17 protein-coding genes are annotated in these 20,502 nt (G+C 73.1%); 8 read left to right on the forward strand and 9 right to left on the reverse strand.

All coding sequences use genetic code 11. The features are described 5' to 3' along the window. Nucleotides 1-83: 83 nt before the first annotated feature. The 5 genes from QQS41_RS08200 to QQS41_RS08220 all read left to right on the forward strand — a co-directional run bounded on the left by QQS41_RS08200 (nucleotide 84) and on the right by QQS41_RS08220 (nucleotide 4,832). On the forward strand, nucleotides 84-734 hold the full coding sequence (locus QQS41_RS08200) for a biliverdin-producing heme oxygenase (RefSeq protein WP_448852220.1): 651 nt from the start codon (nucleotides 84-86) through the stop codon (nucleotides 732-734). Nucleotides 735-979: 245 nt separating this feature from the next. Further along, nucleotides 980-2,782 (forward strand): BCCT family transporter, encoded by a 1,803-nt coding sequence (locus tag QQS41_RS08205; protein WP_448852221.1) that lies wholly within the window; start codon nucleotides 980-982, stop codon nucleotides 2,780-2,782. Between the two features lie 271 nt (nucleotides 2,783-3,053). Further along, on the forward strand, nucleotides 3,054-3,377 hold the full coding sequence (locus QQS41_RS08210; protein ID WP_448852222.1) for a putative quinol monooxygenase: 324 nt from the start codon (nucleotides 3,054-3,056) through the stop codon (nucleotides 3,375-3,377). Nucleotides 3,378-3,380: 3 nt separating this feature from the next. Next, complete coding sequence (locus QQS41_RS08215) at nucleotides 3,381-3,902, forward strand: hypothetical protein (RefSeq protein ID WP_448852223.1); 522 nt, start codon at nucleotides 3,381-3,383, stop codon at nucleotides 3,900-3,902. 66 nt (nucleotides 3,903-3,968) lie between these two features. Further along, a complete protein-coding gene (locus QQS41_RS08220) occupies nucleotides 3,969-4,832 on the forward strand; it encodes a 3-hydroxybutyryl-CoA dehydrogenase (protein ID WP_448852224.1) in 864 nt (287 codons plus the stop codon). Between the two features lie 100 nt (nucleotides 4,833-4,932). Here QQS41_RS08220 and QQS41_RS08225 read toward each other — a convergent pair whose 3' ends face one another. Both QQS41_RS08225 and QQS41_RS08230 read right to left on the reverse strand, forming a co-directional pair. Beyond that, entirely contained in the window at nucleotides 4,933-5,559 is a 627-nt protein-coding gene (locus QQS41_RS08225) for a hypothetical protein (protein ID WP_448852225.1), read from the reverse strand. 98 nt (nucleotides 5,560-5,657) lie between these two features. Next, complete coding sequence (locus tag QQS41_RS08230) at nucleotides 5,658-6,713, reverse strand: cation diffusion facilitator family transporter (RefSeq protein ID WP_448852226.1); 1,056 nt, start codon at nucleotides 6,711-6,713, stop codon at nucleotides 5,658-5,660. A 334-nt stretch (nucleotides 6,714-7,047) separates the two neighbouring features. On the opposite strand from QQS41_RS08230, the gene QQS41_RS08235 reads away from it, so the two are divergent. Continuing rightward, the gene (locus QQS41_RS08235; RefSeq protein WP_448852227.1) at nucleotides 7,048-8,448 is read left to right on the forward strand and encodes an acid phosphatase; all 1,401 of its coding nucleotides are present in this window, start codon (nucleotides 7,048-7,050) and stop codon (nucleotides 8,446-8,448) included. Between the two features lie 102 nt (nucleotides 8,449-8,550). On the opposite strand, the gene QQS41_RS08240 is transcribed toward QQS41_RS08235, so the two are convergent. The 3 genes from QQS41_RS08240 to QQS41_RS08250 all read right to left on the reverse strand — a co-directional run bounded on the left by QQS41_RS08240 (nucleotide 8,551) and on the right by QQS41_RS08250 (nucleotide 13,061). Further along, complete coding sequence (locus QQS41_RS08240; RefSeq protein WP_448852228.1) at nucleotides 8,551-9,735, reverse strand: MalY/PatB family protein; 1,185 nt, start codon at nucleotides 9,733-9,735, stop codon at nucleotides 8,551-8,553. A gap of 63 nt (nucleotides 9,736-9,798) precedes the next feature. Beyond that, nucleotides 9,799-11,475: an FAD-binding oxidoreductase gene (locus tag QQS41_RS08245; protein ID WP_448852229.1), complete on the reverse strand. Its 1,677-nt coding sequence runs from the start codon at nucleotides 11,473-11,475 to the stop codon at nucleotides 9,799-9,801. Beyond that, on the reverse strand, nucleotides 11,472-13,061 hold the full coding sequence (locus QQS41_RS08250) for a glycerol-3-phosphate dehydrogenase/oxidase (protein WP_448852230.1): 1,590 nt from the start codon (nucleotides 13,059-13,061) through the stop codon (nucleotides 11,472-11,474). Before QQS41_RS08250 ends, QQS41_RS08245 begins: the two co-directional genes overlap by 4 nt. A 156-nt stretch (nucleotides 13,062-13,217) precedes the next feature. On the opposite strand from QQS41_RS08250, the gene QQS41_RS08255 reads away from it, so the two are divergent. Both QQS41_RS08255 and QQS41_RS08260 read left to right on the forward strand, forming a co-directional pair. Continuing rightward, nucleotides 13,218-14,180 carry a diacylglycerol kinase gene (locus QQS41_RS08255; RefSeq protein ID WP_448852231.1) on the forward strand — a complete coding sequence of 321 codons (963 nt, stop codon included), beginning with the start codon at nucleotides 13,218-13,220 and terminating at the stop codon, nucleotides 14,178-14,180. A 290-nt stretch (nucleotides 14,181-14,470) separates the two neighbouring features. Continuing rightward, nucleotides 14,471-14,620: a hypothetical protein gene (locus QQS41_RS08260; RefSeq protein ID WP_448852232.1), complete on the forward strand. Its 150-nt coding sequence runs from the start codon at nucleotides 14,471-14,473 to the stop codon at nucleotides 14,618-14,620. A 144-nt stretch (nucleotides 14,621-14,764) separates the two neighbouring features. Here the strand turns inward: QQS41_RS08260 and QQS41_RS08265 are convergent, their stop codons facing one another. From QQS41_RS08265 to treS, 4 genes are all read right to left on the reverse strand, one after another. Continuing rightward, nucleotides 14,765-16,633 (reverse strand): ABC transporter ATP-binding protein, encoded by a 1,869-nt coding sequence (locus tag QQS41_RS08265; protein ID WP_448852233.1) that lies wholly within the window; start codon nucleotides 16,631-16,633, stop codon nucleotides 14,765-14,767. Between the two features lie 216 nt (nucleotides 16,634-16,849). Beyond that, nucleotides 16,850-17,140: a hypothetical protein gene (locus QQS41_RS08270; RefSeq protein WP_448852234.1), complete on the reverse strand. Its 291-nt coding sequence runs from the start codon at nucleotides 17,138-17,140 to the stop codon at nucleotides 16,850-16,852. 158 nt (nucleotides 17,141-17,298) lie between these two features. After that, nucleotides 17,299-18,741, reverse strand: a complete 1,443-nt coding sequence (locus QQS41_RS08275; RefSeq protein ID WP_448852235.1) for a maltokinase N-terminal cap-like domain-containing protein — start codon at nucleotides 18,739-18,741, stop codon at nucleotides 17,299-17,301. Next, nucleotides 18,742-20,493 (reverse strand): maltose alpha-D-glucosyltransferase, encoded by a 1,752-nt coding sequence (gene treS, locus QQS41_RS08280; protein WP_448852236.1) that lies wholly within the window; start codon nucleotides 20,491-20,493, stop codon nucleotides 18,742-18,744. Between the last annotated feature and the right edge of the window lie 9 nt (nucleotides 20,494-20,502).

Raw genomic sequence — 20,502 nt, forward strand, 5'->3', positions numbered from 1 at the left:
CGACCCCGCACGGGGCCGCGTGCCCGCCCATGACACCCCCATATCCCCGGACCCGAGTCCGACACCAGATTGGAGATGACACCATGACCGACACGAAGCCCTCCGTCGCGCTGCGCGAGGCCACGATGGACGTCCACGACGAGGCCGAGAACTCGACCTACATGTCGGACCTGCTGCAGGGCAAGCTGACCCGCGAGGCCTACTACGACCTGCTGGGCCAGCTGATCTTCGTCTACCGCGCCCTCGAGGAGTGCGGCGAGACCGTCTCCGGAACCCCGGTCGGCGGCGCCCTCGTCGACGAGCGGCTCCTGCGCGTCGGCGCCATCGCCGCGGACCTGACCTACCTGCGCGGCGACCACGTCTGGCGCGAGGAGATCGAGCCGCTGCCGGCGACCCGCGAGTACGTCGACCGCCTCGACGCCATCGCCGACGCCCGCGACGGCGTCGCCTTCGCCGCCCACCACTACGTGCGCTACCTCGGCGACCTGGCCGGCGGCCAGGTCATCGGCCGCATGATGAAGACCCACTACGAGCTGGGCGAGGGCGGCGTGGACACCTACCGCTTCGAGGACATCCCGAAGGTCAAGCCGTACCGCGACGACTACCGCAACACCCTGGACTCCCTGCCGGAGCTCCAGGAGAACCTCGACCACCTGGTCGAGGAGGCGCGCGCCGCGTTCCGCCTGAACATCGCCCTGTTCAACGCCCTCGGCGAGCTGCACCCGTCCACGTAGGGCGTCGCCCGGGCCGCGCCCCGGCAACCGCGCCCCGCGGCCCCGCACCCGGGCCGCACCGGGGCCTCCCCGGGCCGCGCCCCGCGGCCCCGCACCGGGTGCACGGGACCCCGGCGCCGGCACCCCGCCGGCGCCGGGGTCCTCGCATGACGGGGGACAACCGGCACCCTTTCGCTGAGGTCTCAGCCGTCCTTGAATATTCTTTTAGCCGGACCATAGTCAATCGACCGGGAAGAACCCGATCCATGTCAGATTCATCGCAATCGACCACGTCCGCGACCACCTACGAGGGGTCGCGGCTCAAGACCGACCCGCTGATCTTCGGCGTGTCCATCGCCTTCATCGTCGGCTTCGTCGCCATGACCATCCTCCTCGGCGACACGGCCCGCGAGTGGTACTCCACCGCCTCCGGCTGGGTCACCGAGAACCTCGGCTGGCTCTTCATCGGCGGCGTGTCGGCGGCCCTGCTGTTCCTCGTCGGCGTCTTCGTCTCCCGCTACGGGCGGCTGAAGCTCGGCGAGGACGACGAGAACCCGGAGTACTCGCTCGCCGAGTGGTTCGGCATGCTGTTCGCCGGCGGCACCGGCTCGATGCTCATGTTCTGGGGCGTCGCGGAGCCGATGAATCACGCGTTCAACACGCCGTTCGGCACCGAGCCGATGTCGGTGGAGTCCCAGCACGACGCCATGGGCTTCACCCTGTACCACCTGGGCATCCACATGTGGGTGATCATGGCGCTGCCGGGCCTGGCGCTCGGCTACTTCATCTACAAGCGCCACCTGCCGCCGCGCGTGTCGTCCATCTTCGCGCCGCTGCTGGGCAGCCGCATCTACGGCTGGCCGGGCAAGCTCATCGACGCGCTGGCCATCATCGGCACCGTGTTCGGCATCGCCGTGTCCGTCGGCATGGGCGCGATGCAGATCAACGCCGGCGCCCACCGCGTCCTCGGCCTGGCCGAGAACTCGATGGTGCAGCTGATCCTCATCGCGATCATCATCGTCATCGCCTCCATCTCGGTGGCCCGCGGCCTGGACAAGGGCATCAAGCTGCTGTCGAACATCAACATCTGGATCGCCGTGGCGCTGATGGTGTTCGTGCTCCTGATGGGCCCGACCCTGACGCTGCTGCGCCAGGTCGTCGACTCCTTCGGCGTCTACGGCGACATGCTGCCGCGCATCATGTTCTGGACCGACTCCCATGACCTGAACCCGGAGTGGTCGCAGGGCGCGTGGACGGTGTTCTACTGGGCGTGGACCATCTGCTGGTCGCCGTTCGTCGGCATGTTCGTCGCGCGCATCTCCCGCGGCCGCACGGTCCGCGAGTTCATCGCCGGCGTCATCGGCATGCCGACCATCTTCGTCGTCATCTGGTTCTCCGTCTTCGGCCGCGCCGGCTTCGAGCTGGAGAAGCAGCAGCCGGGCATCCTGACGAAGCCGGTCGTCGAGGGCGGCGACCCGTCGCCGGCCCTGTTCATCCTGCTGGAGCAGATGCCGCTGACCTTCATCGTCAGCGTCATCGCGCTGCTGACCATCGTCATCTTCTTCGTCACGTCCATCGACTCGGCCGCCATGGTGACCGACATGATGTCGACGGGCGAGGAGAACCAGTCGCCGACCGCCTACCGCGTCCTGTGGGGCATCATGATCGGCGCGGTCGCCGCGGCGATGCTGGTCATCACGGGCGAGGACGGCATCCTGGCGCTCCAGGAGGTCGTCGTCATCATCGGCGTCCCGTTCTTCTTCATGCACTTCGTCATGATGTACTCCCTGGTCAAGGGCATGAGCGACGACCACCAGGCCGTCCGCCGCCCGCGCACGCGCCGCTGGGGCAAGACCCACGACGCGGAGTCCCTGGAGAAGCACGAGGCCCGCACGGCCCCGGGCTACGACGAGGAGGGCAACGAGCTGCCGCCCATCGACTACCGCTACGACGAGGACGGCACGCTGGTCTTCGGCGGCGACGTCCGCGTCGAGGGCGAGTTCGACGGCGACTCGTCCGGCGATGACGCGGACGGGGAGTCCGCGAAGAAGGGCACCGCGACGTCCTGACGTCGTCTCGCGTGACGACGGAGACCCCGCCGGCGCGCGACCCCGCGGCCCCCGCCGCACCCGACCCCGGGAAGTCCCGGGCGGCGTGCGGCGGGGGCCGCCGCCGTGCGCGGGCCCCGTCGCCGCGCATGAGGCGCGACCCGTCGTCACGCATGATGCGCGACCCGCGGGGGAGCGCCGGCGGCGACCCGCGCGGCGCCCCGTCGTCACGCGGCGCCGGACCCGCGGCGTGCTCAGCGCGCGTTAAGGCGGCGTCCCTACAATCGGCGGCATGATTTTCATCGTCGTGAAGTTCCCCGCGAAGCCCGAGCACGCCGACCAGTGGATGGACCACGTCGCCGAGTTCACCGCCGCCACCCGCGCGGAGGCCGGCAACCGGTTCTTCGAGTGGTCCCGCTCCGTCGACGACCCGAACGAGTGGGTGCTGCTGGAGGCGTTCGACGACGACGCCGCCGAGGCGCACGTCACCTCCGACCACTTCGAGAAGGCGATGGAGGACCTCCGCCCGCTCATCTCCGCCACGCCGCGGATCATCTCCCAGCAGATCGAGGGCAAGGACGGCTGGGACCGCATGGGCGAGCTGGAGGTGGACTAGGACATGGCCCGCCGTCTCCGCGCCGCGGCCGTCGCGGCGCCGCTGGCCGCCGCGCTGGCGCTCGCCGGCTGCGGCTACGACCCCGCGGACCCCGCGCAGCAGACGTCGGCGGAGCAGGCCACCGCGGCCGCCGCGGACGAGGCGTCGGCCCAGCAGGCCGGCCACCTCGTCGCCGACGCCCGCGTCCTGCTGGAGCTGTCGCAGCACGTCCTGGAGGACCCGCAGGTGCCCGGCCCGGTCAAGTCCCTGGCCGGCCAGGTGAAGGGCGCGGCCGAGGCGCAGATCCGCAAGCTCGGCGACCACGTCCCCGAGGGGTCGTCGGCGATCCCCGAGCAGGAGCGCTCCGGCGTCCTCGGCGCCTCCGGCGAGCAGGCCGCCGGCGCCTACGACGCGGTGCTGCGCGCCCACCTGCACCGGCTGCAGCAGTCCTGGTCGTCGCTGAAGGGCTCCGCGGACGAGGCAATCGCGGGAGTGGCCCGCGACATGGAGGCCCGGATGGCCGAAATCGCCTCGCAGCTGCCCTGACAGCGGGTACATTCGCGGAAGCGAACACGTTGCACAACTAACTGAGAAACGGGAGTGAACAACGACATGGCCAACGAAATCACGCGCGTCGGCGTCGTCGGCGCCGGCCAGATGGGCTCCGGCATCATCGAGGTCTGCGCCAAGGCCGGCAGCGACGTGCTGGTCTGGGAGGCGAAGCAGGAGTTCCTCGACGCCGGCCGCGGCCGCATCGAGAAGTCCCTGGAGAAGGCCGTCTCCCGCGGCAAGCTCGAGGCCTCCGCCCGCGACGAGATCCTGGGGCGCATCTCCTGGACCACCGAGTTCGCGGACTTCAAGGACCGCCAGCTGGTCATCGAGGCGATCGTGGAGAACCCGGAGGTCAAGGCCTCCGTGTTCGGCCAGCTCGACGAGATCGTCGAGGACCCGGACGCCATCCTGGCCTCCAACACCTCCTCGCTGCCGATCCAGTCCATCGCCGCGGCCACGAAGCGCCCGGAGCGGGTCATGGGCCTGCACTTCTTCAACCCGGTGCCGGTGCTGCCGCTGGTGGAGCACGTCGTCACGCTGACGACGGGCGAGGTCCAGGCCGAGCGCGCCTACGCCTACGCCTCCGAGGCGCTGGGCAAGACCGTCATCAAGGCGAAGGACCGCTCCGGCTTCATCGTCAACGCCCTGCTGGTGCCCTACATCCTGGGCGCCATCCGCATGCTGCAGGACGGCGTCGCCACCAAGGAGGACATCGACGCGGGCATGGTCAACGGCTGCGCCCACCCGATGGGCCCGCTGACCCTGGCCGACATGGTCGGCCTGGACACCGTCAAGTTCATCGCCGACGCGATGTACGACGAGTACGCGGAGCCGACCTACGCCGCCCCGCCGCTGCTGAAGCGCATGGTCGAGGCCGGCCGCTTCGGCCGCAAGTCCGGCGCCGGCTTCTACGACTACAAGTAGGCCGCACCCGGAACCGACGACGGGCCCCGGCTCCGTCCCCTCGTGGGGCGGTGCCGGGGCCCGTCGTCGTGGGCGGGCCGGTCGGCGTGGGCGGGGCCCGTCAGACGCCGAGGCGTCCGTCGACCTCCTGCATGAGCGCGCGGCCCTCGTCGACGATCGGCTGCGCGCCCTCGGCGCCCGACGCCTCGACGCGGTCGAGCAGCGGCGGCAGCGCGGCATGCAGCAGCTTGAGGTAGTCGAGGTCGGCGTGGACGCCCTCGCCGCCGGTGACGCGCGCGAGGTCCTCGTCGCGCAGGGTGCCGGCGGCGGGGTCGGCGTGGCCGAGGACGCCCTGGATGCGCTCGGCGATGCCGGTGGCTCGGCCGGCGATGGACTTCGTCTGCTCGGAGACGCCGGGCAGGTCCAGCACGGCGCGGCTGACCTCGGCGAGGCGCCCGGCGTCGGCCGCCGCGCCCTCGTCGGTGGCCGCGGCGGGTGCCGCGGGGTGCCCGGGTGCGGCGGGTGCGGGTGCGGTGCTTGACGACGTCCCCTGCGCCGGGGCCGACGGCGCCGGCGCGGCGCCGTCGGCGGGCGCGCCGTCGGTGGAGTCGCCGGCGGAGACGGTGGCCTCGGGGGCGTCGGAGGCCGCGTCGTCGTCGCCGGCGCAGGCGGCCAGGCCGAGGGTGAGCGCCGCGGCGGCGGCGACGGCCGCGGTTCGGGCGGTGGCGGTGGTTCGCGTGATGCGCATGCCCGGAAGGCTAGCAACGGGGCGGCGGGGCGTGGGCGCACCGCGCCCCGGGAACGGGGGAGGGGACGTGGTCGCCGGGCCGGCGCGCGGGGCGGGCGTCAGGGGTGCACGTCGTCCTCGTGCCCGGCGTGGCCGGGCTCCTCGATCTGCAGGGTGGCGTGGGTGATGCCGTGGGCGCCCGCCAGCGCCCGCTGGGCGGCGTCGAGGACGTCGCAGCCGGGGTCGGCGGCGGGATCGGCGACGAGGTGGGCGGTGACCAGGGTCTCGGTGCCGGAGATGGTCCACACGTGCAGGTCGTGGACGTCCGCGACGCCGGGTGCGGCGGCGAGGGTGGCGCGGATGGCGTCCGGGTCGGCGCCGTCGGGGGCGCGCTCCAGGAGGATGCGCAGGCAGGTGCGCAGCAGCCGCCAGGAGCGGGGGACCAGAAGCAGGGCGATGCCGACGGAGACGATGGCGTCGGCCGCGGTCCACCCGGTCAGCAGGATCACCAGGCCGGAGACGAGCACCGCCACAGAGCCCGCCGCGTCGGCGAGGACGTGGAGGTAGGCGCCGCGGACGTTGACGGAGCCGCCGGAGGCCGGGCGCAGCACGATGGCGGCGACGAGGTTCGCGGCCAGGCCGACGGCGGCGATGAACATCATCGTCCCGGCGTCGACGTGGGCGTGGGAGTGGCCGTGCCCGCCGGGGACGGGCAGCAGGCGGCCCGCGGCCTCCCAGGCGATGAACGCGGCGATGACAAGGACGGAGACGGCGTTGACGGCGGCGGCGAGGACCTCGGCGCGGCGGTGGCCGTAGGAGGCGTCGGCCGTCGGCGGGCGCCGCCCCGCCAGCGCGGCGACGAGCGCGAGCAGCAGGCCGGCGGCGTCGGTGAGCATGTGGCCGGCGTCGGCCAGAAGCGCGAGCGACCCGGTGACGGCGGCGCCGATGACCTCCGCGAGGAAGACGACGGCGGTCAGCGCGATGACCGCGCCGATGCGGCGGGCGCCCGCGCCCTCGCCGACGTGGGAGTGGACGAGGCCGCCGTGCGCGTGGGCGTGGCCGTGCGCGTGGGCGTGGCCGTGCGCGCCGTGGTCGTGCGCGGCGCCGTGCGCATGCCCGTGTGCGTCGTGGCCGTGCGCGGCGTCGTGCCCGTGCTCCCGTCCATCGTGTGCCATGGCCCCACCATAGGCCGCGGAAAATCCCCTGTCACCTGCGAAAACAATGGAAACGGGTTTCATGTGCGGCAAGGGTGGGGAGGGGGTCCTGCCGGCCGCGCCCCGGCCCGTGGGCGAGCCGCGGCGGACGGGGCGGACGCGGAGGCGACCACGCGGGGCGGGTGCCGTCGTAAAGCACCTGCCGCAGGGGAATTCATCTTCCGGCAACCTGCGTGCCCCCATGCGTTCAATGGGGAATAATCATGCGGTCACCGCGCCCGTCTACGGTGCGCCCGTCAACCCTCCTGCCCGTCGCCGCCCACCCAGCGCGCCGGCACCTCCCCGAAGGAGCGAAGTGTCCCCCTCGTCCCGCCTCCGCCGCGCCGGCCGCACCGCCGCCGCCATCGCCATCGCCGCCGGCCTGCCGCTGGCCGCCGCCCCGGCCGTCTCCGCCGTCCCGTCCATCCCGGGCGTCCCGGCGCTGCCGGGCTCCGACCGCCTGCCGTCCTCGGACGAGGCGCCGTCGCCGGACGACATCACCGACAACCTGCCGGGCTCCGACGACATCCCGGGCGGGGAGGACCTGCCGAACCTGCCGGGCGGCAGCTCCGAGAACCCGGGCCTGCCCCCGGTGCTGCCGGCCCCGCCGACGAACCAGCCGGAGGGCGCGCCGGTGCCGGCGCCGTTCGGGCCGGAGGCCATCGCGCGGCCGTACCGCTCGGACAACTCCGCCGACGGCATGTTCTACTTCTCCGTCGTCGACCCGTTCACCGATCTGCGGCGCAACCACCCGGAGATCCTGGACCAGAACCTCGAGAAGACCATCGAAATCAACAACTCGGTGGCCGACGACCGCGAGGCGCAGCTGGCGGCGCTGAGCGACGACCACGACGACCTGATGATCAACCTCGCCGAGGCCCTCGGCCCGGAGCTGCACGCGCACTTCACGACGGCCGTGGAGGAGGGCCGACTGCCGAAGACCTCCCAGCTGCTGTCCGGCACCCTGGCCCGCGGGGGCGGCATCGCGTCGTCGACGTTCGTGGAGAAGTACTACTACGGCTACGACCGCCCGTTCGTCGTCGCCCCCGACCGCGTCAACCGCTACTACCGCGACGCGGAGGGCGACGACGACCCGTACTCGACCACCCCGTCCTACCCGTCGGGCCACACCAACAAGGCCTACTGGACCGCCGGCCTGCTGGGCCTGATGGTCCCGGAGGCGGCGCCGCAGATCCAGGCCCGCGCCTCCGAGGTCGGCTACAGCCGCCTGGTCATGGGCGTGCACTACCCGCTCGACGTCATGGGCGGCCGCATGTCCGGCACCGCCGCGGCGGCCGACCGCTGGGCGGACCCGGAGTTCCGCCCGCTCATCGAGGCGGCGGCGCAGGAGCTCCACGCGGAGCTGGAGTGGCGCTGCGGCGCGACCATCGCGGAGTGCATGGCGCGCGACGCGGGCGTCCAGTCCTCCGCCGACGCGGTCGCCGAGGCGGCGCCGCGCATGACGTACGGCTTCCCGCGCATCGGCGAGGCCGGCGCGCCGGTCGTCGTCCCGGACCGCATCGCCGGCCTGCTGGAGACCCGCTTCCCGCAGCTGAACGACGAGCAGCGCAAGCAGGTCCTCGCCGCGACCGCCATCGACTCCGGCTACCCGCTGGACCGCCCGGACGGCCCGTCGCACCAGCGCCTGGACCTGGCGCGCGCGCTCGCCGCGCAGGTCACCGTCAACGCCGACGGGTCCGTCACCGTGGTCGGCTGATCGCCGTCCGCGCGTGACGACGGCCGGGGCCGCGCCATCCATTCAGGATGGGCGCGGCCCCGGCCGTGTCGGCGTCTGCGGCGCGGTGCGCAGGCGCCGGTGTCAGCCCGCCTTCGCCACCGCGGCGGCGATGCGGTCGAGGCCCTCGGCGAGGATCTCCGGCGACGTCGCGTAGTTGAGCCGGACGTGGCCCTCGCCGCCGTCGCCGAACGCCTCGCCCGGGTTCACGGCGACCCGGGCGTTCTTCAGCAGCCACTGCTGGGCGGAGGAGGCGCGGCCGGCCTCGACGTCGGCCATGATCGGCTCGACGCCGGTGAGGTCGATCCACGCCAGGTAGGAGGCGTCGGCGGGGGTGAAGCGGGCGCCGGGCAGCACCTCGGGCAGGCGGCGGGCGATCTCGTCGCGGTTGGCGCGCAGCACGTCGAGGAAGCCGTCCAGCCAGGCCTCGCCGTCGCGGTAGGCGGCGACGGCGGCGATCTGGCCGAGCGTGGCGACGCCCTCCTTCGCCACGTGCGGCACCTGCGCCCAGCGGCGGTCGTCCTCCTCGTTGAGGATGATCTGGGCGCACTTCAGGCCGGCGGTGTTCCAGCCCTTCGACGTGGCGGTGACGGTGACGGTGACGCGCTCGGCGGCCTCGGAGACGGAGGCGGTCGGCACGTGGCGGCCCTCCAGCACGATGGGGGCGTGGATCTCGTCGGAGATGATGCGCGCGCCGTGCCGGTCGGCGATGTCGGCGAGCTCCCGCAGCGTCTCCTCGTCGTAGGTGAAGCCCAGCGGGTTGTTGGGGTTGGCCAGGATGAGGGCGCCGGCGCCGGCGGCGAAGGCGCGGTCGACGGCCTCCGGGTCGGGGCCGCGGTCGAGCGTCGGCACGAAGACGGTCTCGCGCTCGGCGACGGGGCCGACCTCGAAGAACGGCATGTAGGCCGGGGTCGGGACGATCACGGGGGAGCCGGGCTCCGTCAGGTGGCGCACGGCGAGCACGACGCCGCGGACGACGTCGGCGGCGGCGTGGACGCGGGCCGGATCGACCTCCCAGCCGTAGCGGCGGCGGCACCAGTCCGCGGTCGCCTCGCCCAGGCCGGAGTGGTCGCGCGGCGGGTAGCCGAAGAACTCGCGGTCCGCGGCGGCGCGGACGGCGTGGGCGACGGCGGGGCAGGTGGCCGCATCGGACTCGGCGACCCACATGGGCAGCACGTCGGCGTCGTAGGCGGTCCACTTGAGGGTGCCGCGGGCGCGGAGCTCGTCGAGGGACGGGAAGGTCGGTGCGGTCGTCGCGGAATCGGTCATGGACCGAACGGTACACGGCCCGGGCGCGGAAAACCGCGTCCGGGCCGTGACGTCGCGAGGGGCCTAGAGGGCGTCCCCGCGGTAGCGGTCGCGCAGGTCGGCGGGGCCGTCGAACAGCTTGCCGGGGTTGAGCACGCCGGCGGGGTCGAGCTCCTTCTTCACCGCCGCGAGGACGCGGCCGAACAGCTCGGTGTTCTCCTCCCGGTTCCACGGGGCGTGGTCCTGGCCGACGCCGTGGTGGTGGGTGATGGTGCCGCCGTGGGCGAGGATGGCGTCGGACGCCGCGCCCTTGATGTCCATCCACTGGGACATGATGTCGCCGCGCTCCTCCCGGAAGAAGTACGTGAAGTACAGGGAGCAGCCGGACTCGTACATGTGGGAAATGTGGCAGAAGACGTAGGCGGGGCTGCCGTGGGCCTCGGCCGCGGCCTCCATGCCCTCCACGATGGCGCGGCGCAGCTCCACCGCGTTCTCCCAGGTGGTGGCGGTCTCGAGCGTGTCGACGCCGACGCCGCGCGTCATCATCACGTCGCGCAGGTACGGGGAGGTGAAGCGGGCCTTGACCCACATCATCCCGGGGATGGCGCCGAGGCGGGTGCACTTGCGCCGCAGCATGGCGGCGGCGAGGCGCTCGCGGGCGACGCGCGCGGCGGCGGGGGACTCCTGGCCGAAGCCGAAGATGGCCATGCAGGGGGTCTCGTAGCCGCGGGCGCGGAGGTAGCCGGTGAGCTTGCCGCCGATGGAGCCGGACAGCTGCTCGATGCCGTAGCGGGTCTCCTTCTCGTCCGACAGGCGGGCGAGGTGCGGGATGGCGCCGGACTGCTCCAGCTCCCGGAAGACGGCTGCGCCCTCCTCGAAGGAGCGGAAGAAGTAGGTGTCGAACAGCATCTCCTTCGGAGCCCGGTGCAGCTGCAGGGTGGCGTGGACGATGACGCCCAGGGTGCCCTCGGAGCCGAGGAACAGCTGGCGGGGGTCGGGGCCGGCGGCGGACGACGGGATGTCGCGGAACTCCATGGCGCCGGCGGGGGTGACGACGCGGAGGCCGATGACGTTGCGGTCGATGCGCCCGTAGCCGGAGGACTCCTGGCCGGCGGAGCGGCACGCGAGCCAGCCGCCGACGGTGGAGAACTCGAAGGACTGCGGGAAGTGGCCGACGGTCAGGCCGGTGGGGGCGAGGTGCTCCTCCAGGTCGGGGCCGTAGACGCCGGATTCGACGGTGACGGTGCCGGCGACGCGGTCGACGTCGAGGATGCGGTCGAAGCGGGTCATCGACAGGGCGATCGCCTTGCCGTGCCCGCCGTCGACGGCCTCGACGCCGCCGACGACGCTGGTGCCGCCGCCGAAGGGGACGACGGCGATGCCGCGGTCGGTGCAGACGCGCAGCACGGCGGCCAGCTCGTCCTCGTCGGCGGGCGTGACGACGGCGTCGGGGGCGACGTCGATGCGCCCGGCCCGCAGGCGCGCGAGGTCGGGGTAGGAGCGGCCGAGGGAGTGGCGGACGCGGGTGTCGTGGTCGTCGGCGACGGCGGCGGCGCCGCGCAGGGCCGCCAGGTCGTCATCGCCCAGCCGGGAGGCGGGCAGCTCGACGTCGGCGATGTCCATCGGCGGGTGGTTCTCGTCGCGCATGCCGATCTCGTCGCGCAGCAGCTGGGCGGCGGAGTCGGTGAGGGGCTTGTCGTGCCCGTCGACGCCCCAGCCCCACCAGCGCATGCGGTGTCGGGGTGCGGTGGTTCCGGTCATCGGTTCTCCTCCTGGTCGGTGAGGGCGAGGGCCTCGGCGGCCGCGTCGGCGGCGGCCTCGGCGTCGGCGGGGACGAGCGCCAGGCGGGTGCGGCGCTCGAGGATGTCGGCGGTCGTGCAGGCGCCCTCGTGGGTCACGGCCCACGCGAACTCGCAGCGCAGCACGTCGGAGCCGGGGAAGACCGGCTCGAGGGGGCGCTCCAGAGGGCATTCGGCGACGACGTCGGGGGCCTCGGCGCCGTGGCGGGCGGCGAGCTGCTCCGGCAGGCCGTGGCCCTCGGCGGTGCCGGGGGCGCCGACGAGCGGCAGGTCGCGGGTGCGGCAGGCCGGCTTGTCGCCGCCCATGGCGTCGAGCGCCGCGTCGACGGCCTGCTCGGCCATGAGCCGGTACTCGGTGAGCTTGCCGCCGACGATGCTGATGAGCCCGTCGTCGGCGGTGATGACGGCGTGCTCGCGGGACAGGTCGGCGGTGGAGCCGTCGCCGGAGTCGATGAGCGGGCGCAGGCCGGCGAACGCGCCGATGACGTCGTCGCGGGTGAGCTTCCGGCCCAGGGCGCGGTTGACGACGTCGAGCAGGAACTCGACGTCCTCCTCCGGCACCTCGGGGACGTCGGGCACGGGGCCGGGGGCGTCCTCGTCGGTCAGGCCGATGTAGCAGCGGCCGTGCGGGGCGGGCAGCACGAAGCAGAAGCGGTTGACGTGGCCGGGCACGGCGACGGTGAGGGAGCCCTCGGGGTTCCCCAGCGTCTCCGCGTCGACGACGATGTGCGTGCCGCGGGAGGGCCGGACGCGGATGCCCGGGTCGAGGGACCCGGCCCACACGCCGGTGGCGTTGACGACGGCGCGGGCGCGCAGGCGCAGCTCCCCGGCGTCGCCGAGGCCGTCGCGGATGGTCGCGGAGGTGCCGTCGGCGGCGGTGACGGGGGCGTGGGTGAGCACGCGGGCGCCGTGCTTCGCCGCGGTGCGGGCGAGCGCGGTGACCAGGCGGGCGTCGTCGACGAGCTGGCCGTCGTGGTTGACGTGGCCGCCGAGCAGGCCCTCGCGGCGCACGGTCGGGGACAGCGCCGCGACCTTCTCCGGGCCGACGGTGGAGGAGAAGGGCAGCGTCGAGGTCTTCGTGCCGGCGGCGACGCGGAGGGCGTCGCCGGCGATGAAGCCGAGGCGGGGCAGGACCTTGCCGGTCAGGGGCGTGTCGCGGAACAGCGGCACGACCTGGGCGAGGCGGTGCACCAGGTGCGGGGCGGTGCGCTCGAGCATGATGCCGCGCTCGCGGGCGGAGCGGTGGGCGATGCCGACGCGGCCGGAGGCGAGGTAGCGCAGGCCGCCGTGGGCGAGCTTCGACGACCAGCGGCTGGTGCCGAAGGCGAGGTCGTGGGCCTCCGCCAGGACGACGTCGAGGCCGCGCGAGGCGGCGTCGAGGGCGATGCCCGCGCCGGTGACCCCGGCTCCGATGACGATGAGGTCGACGGTTCCGCCGCCGTCGGAGATCTCCCGCAGCTCCCGCAGATCGCGGTCGCGCCGGGCGCGTGTGAGGGCCGAGTCGCCGATGTGGCGCCCGACCGGGGAGGGTGTGGATTCGGTGGTCACCGTGTCTCCTCGTTGCAGCCGGGGGACGTCTCGGATGGACGTCCTCGATGCTCCCCAGGGTAGTCCAGCGGGGCTGTTTTCCACACGTTCACCTGCCCGCCGTTTACCCTGGTGGACGGGCGGTTACGGGCCGCCCCACGACGGAAAGGAGCGCCCGTGGACGGCGCAGCAGGACAGGGCGGCGCGCGGTCGCGCATCGACGTCCGGACCATCGCCCTGGTCGTCAACCCGAAGGCGGGCCACGGGGTGGCCCTCGACGCGGCGCGGGAGGCGTCCCGCCGGTTCGCGGACCGCGGCGTGGACGTCGTCGAGCTGCAGGGATCGTCGCCGGAGGACGCCCGCCGGCTCATCCGCCGGGCGCTGGACGACGGGGGCATCGACGCCCTGGCGGTCGCCGGCGGCGACGGCATGATCAACCTCGCCCTGCAGGAGCAGGCGGAGTCGGGCGTGCCGCTGGGCATCATCCCGGCGGGCACGGGCAACGACCACGCCCGCCACTACGGCCTGCCCCGCGACGACGCGGCGGCCGCGGCCGACGTCATCGCCGACGGTAACGTCATGGTCACGGACCTCGGCCGCATCACGCCGAAGGACGGGCCGGAGGGCGACGCCCTCTGGTTCGGCACCATCATGTGCTCCGGCTTCGACTCGCTGGTGTCGGACCGCGTCAACGTCATGAAGTGGCCCCACGGCCGCAACCGCTACAACCTGGCCATCGTGGTGGAGTTCCTCAACTTCCACGCGCTGCCGTTCCGCATCACGCTGGACGACGGGACGGTGCTGGACGAGCGGATGACGCTCGCCGCGTTCGGCAACACCACGTCCTACGGCGGCGGCATGGTCATCTGCCCGACGGCGGATTCGACGGACGGCCTGCTGGACATCACCGTCATCGGCAAGGCCGGGCGCGTGAAGGCGGCGCTGGTGTTCCGCAAGGTGTTCAGCGGCGGCCACGTCGGCGAGAAGGAGGTGTCGGTGCACCGCACGCGCCGGGCGGTCGTGGAGTTCCTCGGCGACCGGACGATGAACGCGTACGCCGACGGCGACTTCATGATGCCGATGCCGGTGGTCGTCGAGGCCGTGCCGGGCGCCGGCGGCTACCTCGTCCCGGGCGCGTAGCCCGGCCCCCCGGACCGCGGCGCGGATGCTCCCGCGCCGCGGTTCCGTCGTGCCCGGGTCCGGCGCGCGGGTGCCCCCGCACGAAAAAACGGACCGGTCGGTCTGTACAGGTCTGTCTGTCCGCGCTAAGGTCGGGTCATGAGCAACGGAGAGGAGCCGACGATGACCGCGACGCATGACGCCGCCTTCGCCATGATGCCGGCCGCCCTCCCGTGCCGAATGTCCTGTCGCCGCTGACGCGCAACCCCCGCATCCCCGCACGGCCGACCATCCAGAGGACTTCGGACATCATGACCACGACCTTCGCCGCCCCCGTCGTCGATCCCTTCACCTTCGCCGACTACCTGCCCCTCTTCGACTACGAGGGGCCCGCCCGGCCCGCCATCGCCGACGACGAGCTGGTCAGCTACGCGCGGCCCGCCGCGGCCGCCGCCGCGTAGCCCCCGCCGCGCGCATCGCGCCCGCGGCGCCGGAGAGGGTGCCGTCGGCAAGCGGCGTACGTCACCGCCTGCGCAGGGGACGGGTGCCGTCGCAAAGCACGCGATGCGCAACCGCCGCACCCGCCGCACCCGCGCGGGCACCCGTCACGCGGTGACGCCGAACTCCCTCAGCCTGCGGCGATCCTCCGCGGACGCGGAGGCGGTGAGCCGCAGCAGCTCCGCATAGATGCCGCCCGAGGTCGCGAGCTCGGCGGGCGAGCCGACCTCGTCGACCCGGCCGTCGGCGAGGGTGACGATGGCGTCGACGCCCGAAATCGTCGACAGGCGGTGGGCGATGACGATGGTCGTGCGCCCCGCCATCAGCTCCTCCAGACCCCGCTGCACCTCGCGCTCGGCCTTCGTGTCCAGCGCCGACGTCGCCTCGTCGAGGATGAGCACCGGCGCGTCCTTGAGGATCGCCCGGGCGATGGCCACGCGCTGGCGCTGGCCGCCCGACAGGCGCAGGCCGCGCTCGCCGATGACCGTGTCGTAGCCGTCGGGGAAGCGGCGGATGAACCCGTCGGCGTTGGCGCGGCGGGCGGCGTCCTCCACCTCCCCGTCGGTCGCGCCGGGGCGGCCGTACGCGATGTTCTCCCGGATCGTCCCGGAGAACAGCGACGCGTCCTGGAACACCACCGCCGACGACGCGCGCAGCCGCTCCATCGGCGTCTCCGCCACGTCCTCGCCGCACACCCGCAGCGTCCCGCCCGTCGGGGCGTAGAACCCCAGCAGCAGGTTCACCAGCGTCGACTTGCCGCCGCCGGACTCGCCGACCAGCGCCACCTTCTCGCCCGGGCGGGCGGAGAAGCTGACGTCGTGGATGACCTCGTCGTCGCCGTCGTAGGCGAACGACACGTCGTTGAACTCGATCGCCGGGCCCTCCGCCGGCACCGGCAGCGGCTCCGCGCGGCGGCGGTCCCGGCCGAGCTCCGCGAACCCGGACGACGCCCCGGCGGCGGCCGCCAGCTCCCGCGGCGCCGCCGGCTCGGAGTCCATCTCCATGACCTCGAAGTAGTCGCGGGAGCCCGCGACGGCGCGCTGGGCGGTGTCGATGACGTAGCTCATCATCTCCGCCGGGTTGCGGACCATGCCGACCAGCTGGATGAGCATCACCATCGTGCCGATGCTGAACTCCCCGTGCAGCGTCCGCAGGAACAGCAGCAGGTAGATGCCGAAGAAGATGAGGTTCAGCAGCCCGCCGCGCAGCGAGTCCATGAGGTGCCACCAGCGCGACTGCCGCCGCGTCAGGCCCACCGTCCGGTCGTAGCGGCGGCCGAAGCCCGCGACCTCGCGGACCTCGCCGACGTAGCTGCGCACCGCCTTGACCTGGCCGACGACCTCCGCGAAGCGGCCGCCCGCGAGGTCGACCTCCGCGTTCTTCTCCTTCTCGAACACCAGCCACCGCTTCGACGTCAGCGCCGTCAGCCAGATGTACGTCGGGAACACCAGCGCCAGCAGCACCGCCAGCGGCCACCAGTGGTACGCCGTGATGCCCAGCACCGCCGCCACCGTCACCAGCATCGGCGCGAACGTGTTCGCCGCCGACTGCATGAACTGCGTGACGTTGGTGATGGAGCGGTCCAGCCGGGCGATGATCGTGCCCGTCACCTGGCCGTCGAAGTAGCGCTGCGGCAGCGACAGGAGCTTGGCGAAGTAGCGCGTCGACAGGATCTCCCGCATCCGCGCCGCCATCACGTCGCCCCAGTAGCCGCCGATGTTGCGCACCAGCGTCTGCGTCAGGCCGGCGAGCAGCAGCCCGCCGGCCAGCGCCGCGACGACGCCGGCGACGCGGCGGATCTCCGCCTTGCCCGGGGCGCCGCCGGACAGGGCGGCGACGATGGCGTCGGTGGCGTCGCGGATGAGGAACGGGCCCACCAGCGTCGCCGCCGCCACCAGGACGGAGCAGACGACGATGCCGGCGTAGAGCGGCCACAGGGCGCCGGTGGAGCGCAGGATGCGCATGATGGAGTGCACGGTCGGACCTCCCGGGGGCTGGATCGGGTGCGTCGTTCGACGGGTCCGGTCCACGGTACGCGTGACGACGCGCCGGTCGCGCGGCGGGGAGGCGGGGGAGCGTGCGGGTGCCGGTCGCCGGTCCCGCCGCATGCGGGCTCCGCGATCGTCTGCGCCGCGCGTCCCCGGTCGGGGACGCGCGGCGCGGGTGCCGTCGTCAGGCGCGGCGCGGAGCCGTCAGGCGGCGCGGGCGGGGCCCGTCCACCAGCCGCCGGTCGCGGCGTTGGGGACGTGGAGCAGCAGGCGGGCGCCGCCGAGGTCCTCGACGACGGCGACCGCACCCGCGGCGGCCGCCGCGCGGACGGCCCACGGGAAGCCGGCGGCGTCGGGGACCAGGTGCAGCTCGGCGCCGTCGGGGGAGACGGCGCGCAGCGGGGCGGACGGCCCGTCGCCGGCGGTGAGCACGGCGCGCGGGGCGTCGGGCGACGGCAGGTCGTAGCGGGGGCGGGGAGCGGGGTACGCGGACATGGGCGTCCTTTCCGGGTCGAGCGCGTCCGCCGGCGGGCGCCGGCGGCGGGTCTTCCCGGGAGGGCACCGTGGACTCGCGCCGCGGTTGCCCGGCGGACGCCCGTCCCGGGGCGCGTGGTCCGCCGTCATGACCTGCGCCCCATCATAGACCAAGCGGTCTAGTCGATGTCAACGGCCTCCGCGGAATCCGCCGGGCCCGCCTCCGGGGCCTCCGGCTCCGCGTCGTCCGACAGCAGGCGCTCCACCGCGGCCAGCGGCAGCTGCAGCCAGCCCGGGCGGTTCTGCGCCTCGTACAGACACTCGTAGATCGCCTTGTCCAGCACGAACGCGTCGAGCAGCGCGGCCTGCGCCTTCGCGGCGCGGGTGTCGGCGGCGCCGGAGTCCCGGTAGCCGTCGAGGAACGCGGAGATGTTGCGGTTCGCCCAGTCGCGCACGCGCGGGCGCTGCAGATCCAGGTTCACGCGGCCCGTCAGCAGCGGGTAGTGCGCGGCGTAGTCGAAGGAGCGGATCATGCCCGCGACGTCGCGCAGCGGGTGATCCGGCAGGCGCCGCTCGTCCCACGGACGCGACGGCTCGCCCTCGAAGTCGATGAGCAGCCACTCGCGCGGGGTGCGCAGCACCTGGCCCAGGTGCAGGTCGCCGTGGATGCGCTGCACCGGCACGCCGGCGGCGGCTACGGAGGCGGCGGCGCGGTCGAAGACGGCGCGGGCGGCGTCGGCGTGCTTCGCCACCTGCGGGACGACGGAGGAGACGTGCTCCAGTCGGGCGATCATCGGGGCGACCAGCTGCTCGCCGGAGGCGCGCTCGCCCACGGGCACGGCCGCGGCGAGGGTGCGGTGCACGTCGGCGACGGCCTCGCCGAGCTTGCGGGACTCGACGGAGAAGTCGGTGCCCAGCTCGTCGATGTCGTCGTCGAAGCTGCGCAGCACGTCGCGGACGCTGGTCAGCGCCATCGCCCAGCCGTCGGCGGAGTTCGGCACGAACTGCTGCAGCATCGCGGTGGTGAACGTCTTGTCCTCCACCGTCAGCTCGGTCCAGCCGTAGAGGTGCGGCACGGAGTCGCAGCCGGCGGTGGACAGGGCGGCCAGCAGCTCGACGTCGGCGTTGACGCCGGGGTGGACGCGGCGGAAGAACTTGCACATCACCGCGTCGTCGTAGATGACGGAGGTGTTGGACTGCTCCACGCCCATGGCGCGGCCGGCCTCCGGGACCTCGAAGGGCGCGCCCTCGACGGTCTTCAGGGTCATGGAGCCCAGGCGGCCGTCGGCGGCCAGCGCCCGGCCCAGGGCCGTGATGGCGGAGGCGTCGATGAGCGCGTCGTAGCCCAGCACGCCGTCGCCGGCGACGAGGATGGAGTGCTCGTGGCCGGAGGGCACCTCGGTGCCCCACTTCACCGGCAGCAGGTAGCCCGCGCGGCCCTGGTCGGTGCGCACGCGGATGAACAGCAGGTCGATGGGGCCCTCGTCGTCGGCGGCGACGTCCACGTCGTGCGCGAGGACGTCGATGCCCTGGAGCTCGGCGGCCTTGTCGGCGAAGAACCGCTGGTTGGGAAGGGTCCGCGCCAGCTCCGCGGTGATCAGGTCGATGTCGGGGCGGGTCATCTAGTCCTCCTCGGTGGTGGTGCGGCTCTCCGCGACGGGCGCGTCGGAGATGGCCTGGGCGACGGGCACGACCGGGGCGGTCGCGGAGATCCCGTCGGGGGAGCCCTCCGCCGACGGCGGGGACTGCAGCTCGAACCAGTAGAAGCCGTGGCCGGGCAGGGTCAGCAGGTAGGGCAGCTCGCCGATGTCGGGGAACGGCACCTGGCCGGTCATCTCGACGGGGGTGTCGCCGGCGAAGGCGGACAGGTCGAGTTCCACGGCCTGCGGGTACTTGGACAGGTTGTTGACGCAGAGGATGCGCTCGTCGCCGTGCTCGCGCAGGTACGACAGGACCGACGGGTTGGCGCTGTCGAGCTCGCGGAAGGAGCCGACGCCGAACGCGTCGTAGCGCTTGCGGATCTTCACCATGCGGCGCACCCAGCGCAGCAGGGAGTTGGACTGGTTCATCTGGGACTCGACGTTGATGCCCTGGTAGCCGTACGTCGGGTCCTGGACGGTGGGCAGGTAGAGGCGGCCCGGGTCGCAGCGGGAGAAGCCGGCGTTGCGGTCGGGCGACCACTGCATGGGGGTGCGGACGCCGTCGCGGTCGCCGAGCCAGATGTTGTCGCCCATGCCGATCTCGTCGCCGTAGTACAGCACCGGGGAGCCGGGCAGCGACAGGAGCATGGCGTTGAACAGCTCCAGCTGGTTGCGGTCGTTCTCCAGCAGCGGCGCCAGGCGGCGGCGGATGCCGATGTTGGCCTTCATCCGCGGGTCCTTGGCGTACTCGGAGTACATGTAGTCGCGCTCCTCGTCGGTGACCATCTCGAGGGTCAGCTCGTCGTGGTTGCGCAGGAAGATGCCCCACTGGGCGCTCGACGGGATGTCGGGCGTCGACTCGAGGATCTCGGAGATGGGGAAGCGCGACTCCTTGCGCACCGCCATGAAGATGCGGGGCATGAGCGGGAAGTGGAACGCCATGTGGCACTCGTCGCCGCCGGTGGCGGGGTCGCCGAAGTACTCGACGACGTCCTCCGGCCACTGGTTGGCCTCGGCGAGCAGGACGCGGCCGGGGTACTCCTCGTCCATGACGGAGCGGCACTTCTTCAGGAACTCGTGCGTCTCGGGCAGGTTCTCGCAGTTGGTGCCCTCGCGCTCGAAGAGGTAGGGCACGGCGTCGAGGCGGAAGCCGTCGAGGCCCATGTCGCACCAGAAGCGCAGGACGTCGAGCATGGCCTCCTGCACGGCCGGGTTGTCGTAGTTGAGGTCCGGCTGGTGGGAGAAGAAGCGGTGCCAGTAGTACTGGCCGCGCACCGGGTCGTAGGTCCAGTTGGAGTCCTCGGTGTCGACGAAGATGATGCGCGCCCCGTCGTACTTCTCCGGGTCATCGGACCAGACGTAGAAGTCGCCGTAGGGCCCGTCGGGTTCGGTGCGCGACTGCTGGAACCACTCGTGGGAGTCCGAGGTGTGGTTCATGACCAGGTCGGTGATGACCCGGATGCCGCGGTCGTGGGCGGCGTCGAGCAGCGCGCGGAAGTCCTCGACGGTGCCGAAGTCGGGCAGCACCTTGCGGAAGTCGCGGATGTCGTAGCCGCCGTCGCGCAGCGGGGAGTCGTAGAAGGGCGGCAGCCAGAGGCAGTCGACGCCGAGCCACTGGAGGTAGTCCAGCTTCTCGGTCAGGCCCTGCAGATCACCCGACCCGTTGTTGTCCGAGTCGTTGAAGGCCCGCACGAGGACCTCGTAGAACACCGCCTTGCGGTACCAGTCTTCCATGCGGCCCAG

It is taken from the genome of Corynebacterium sp. 335C, assembly GCF_053525695.1.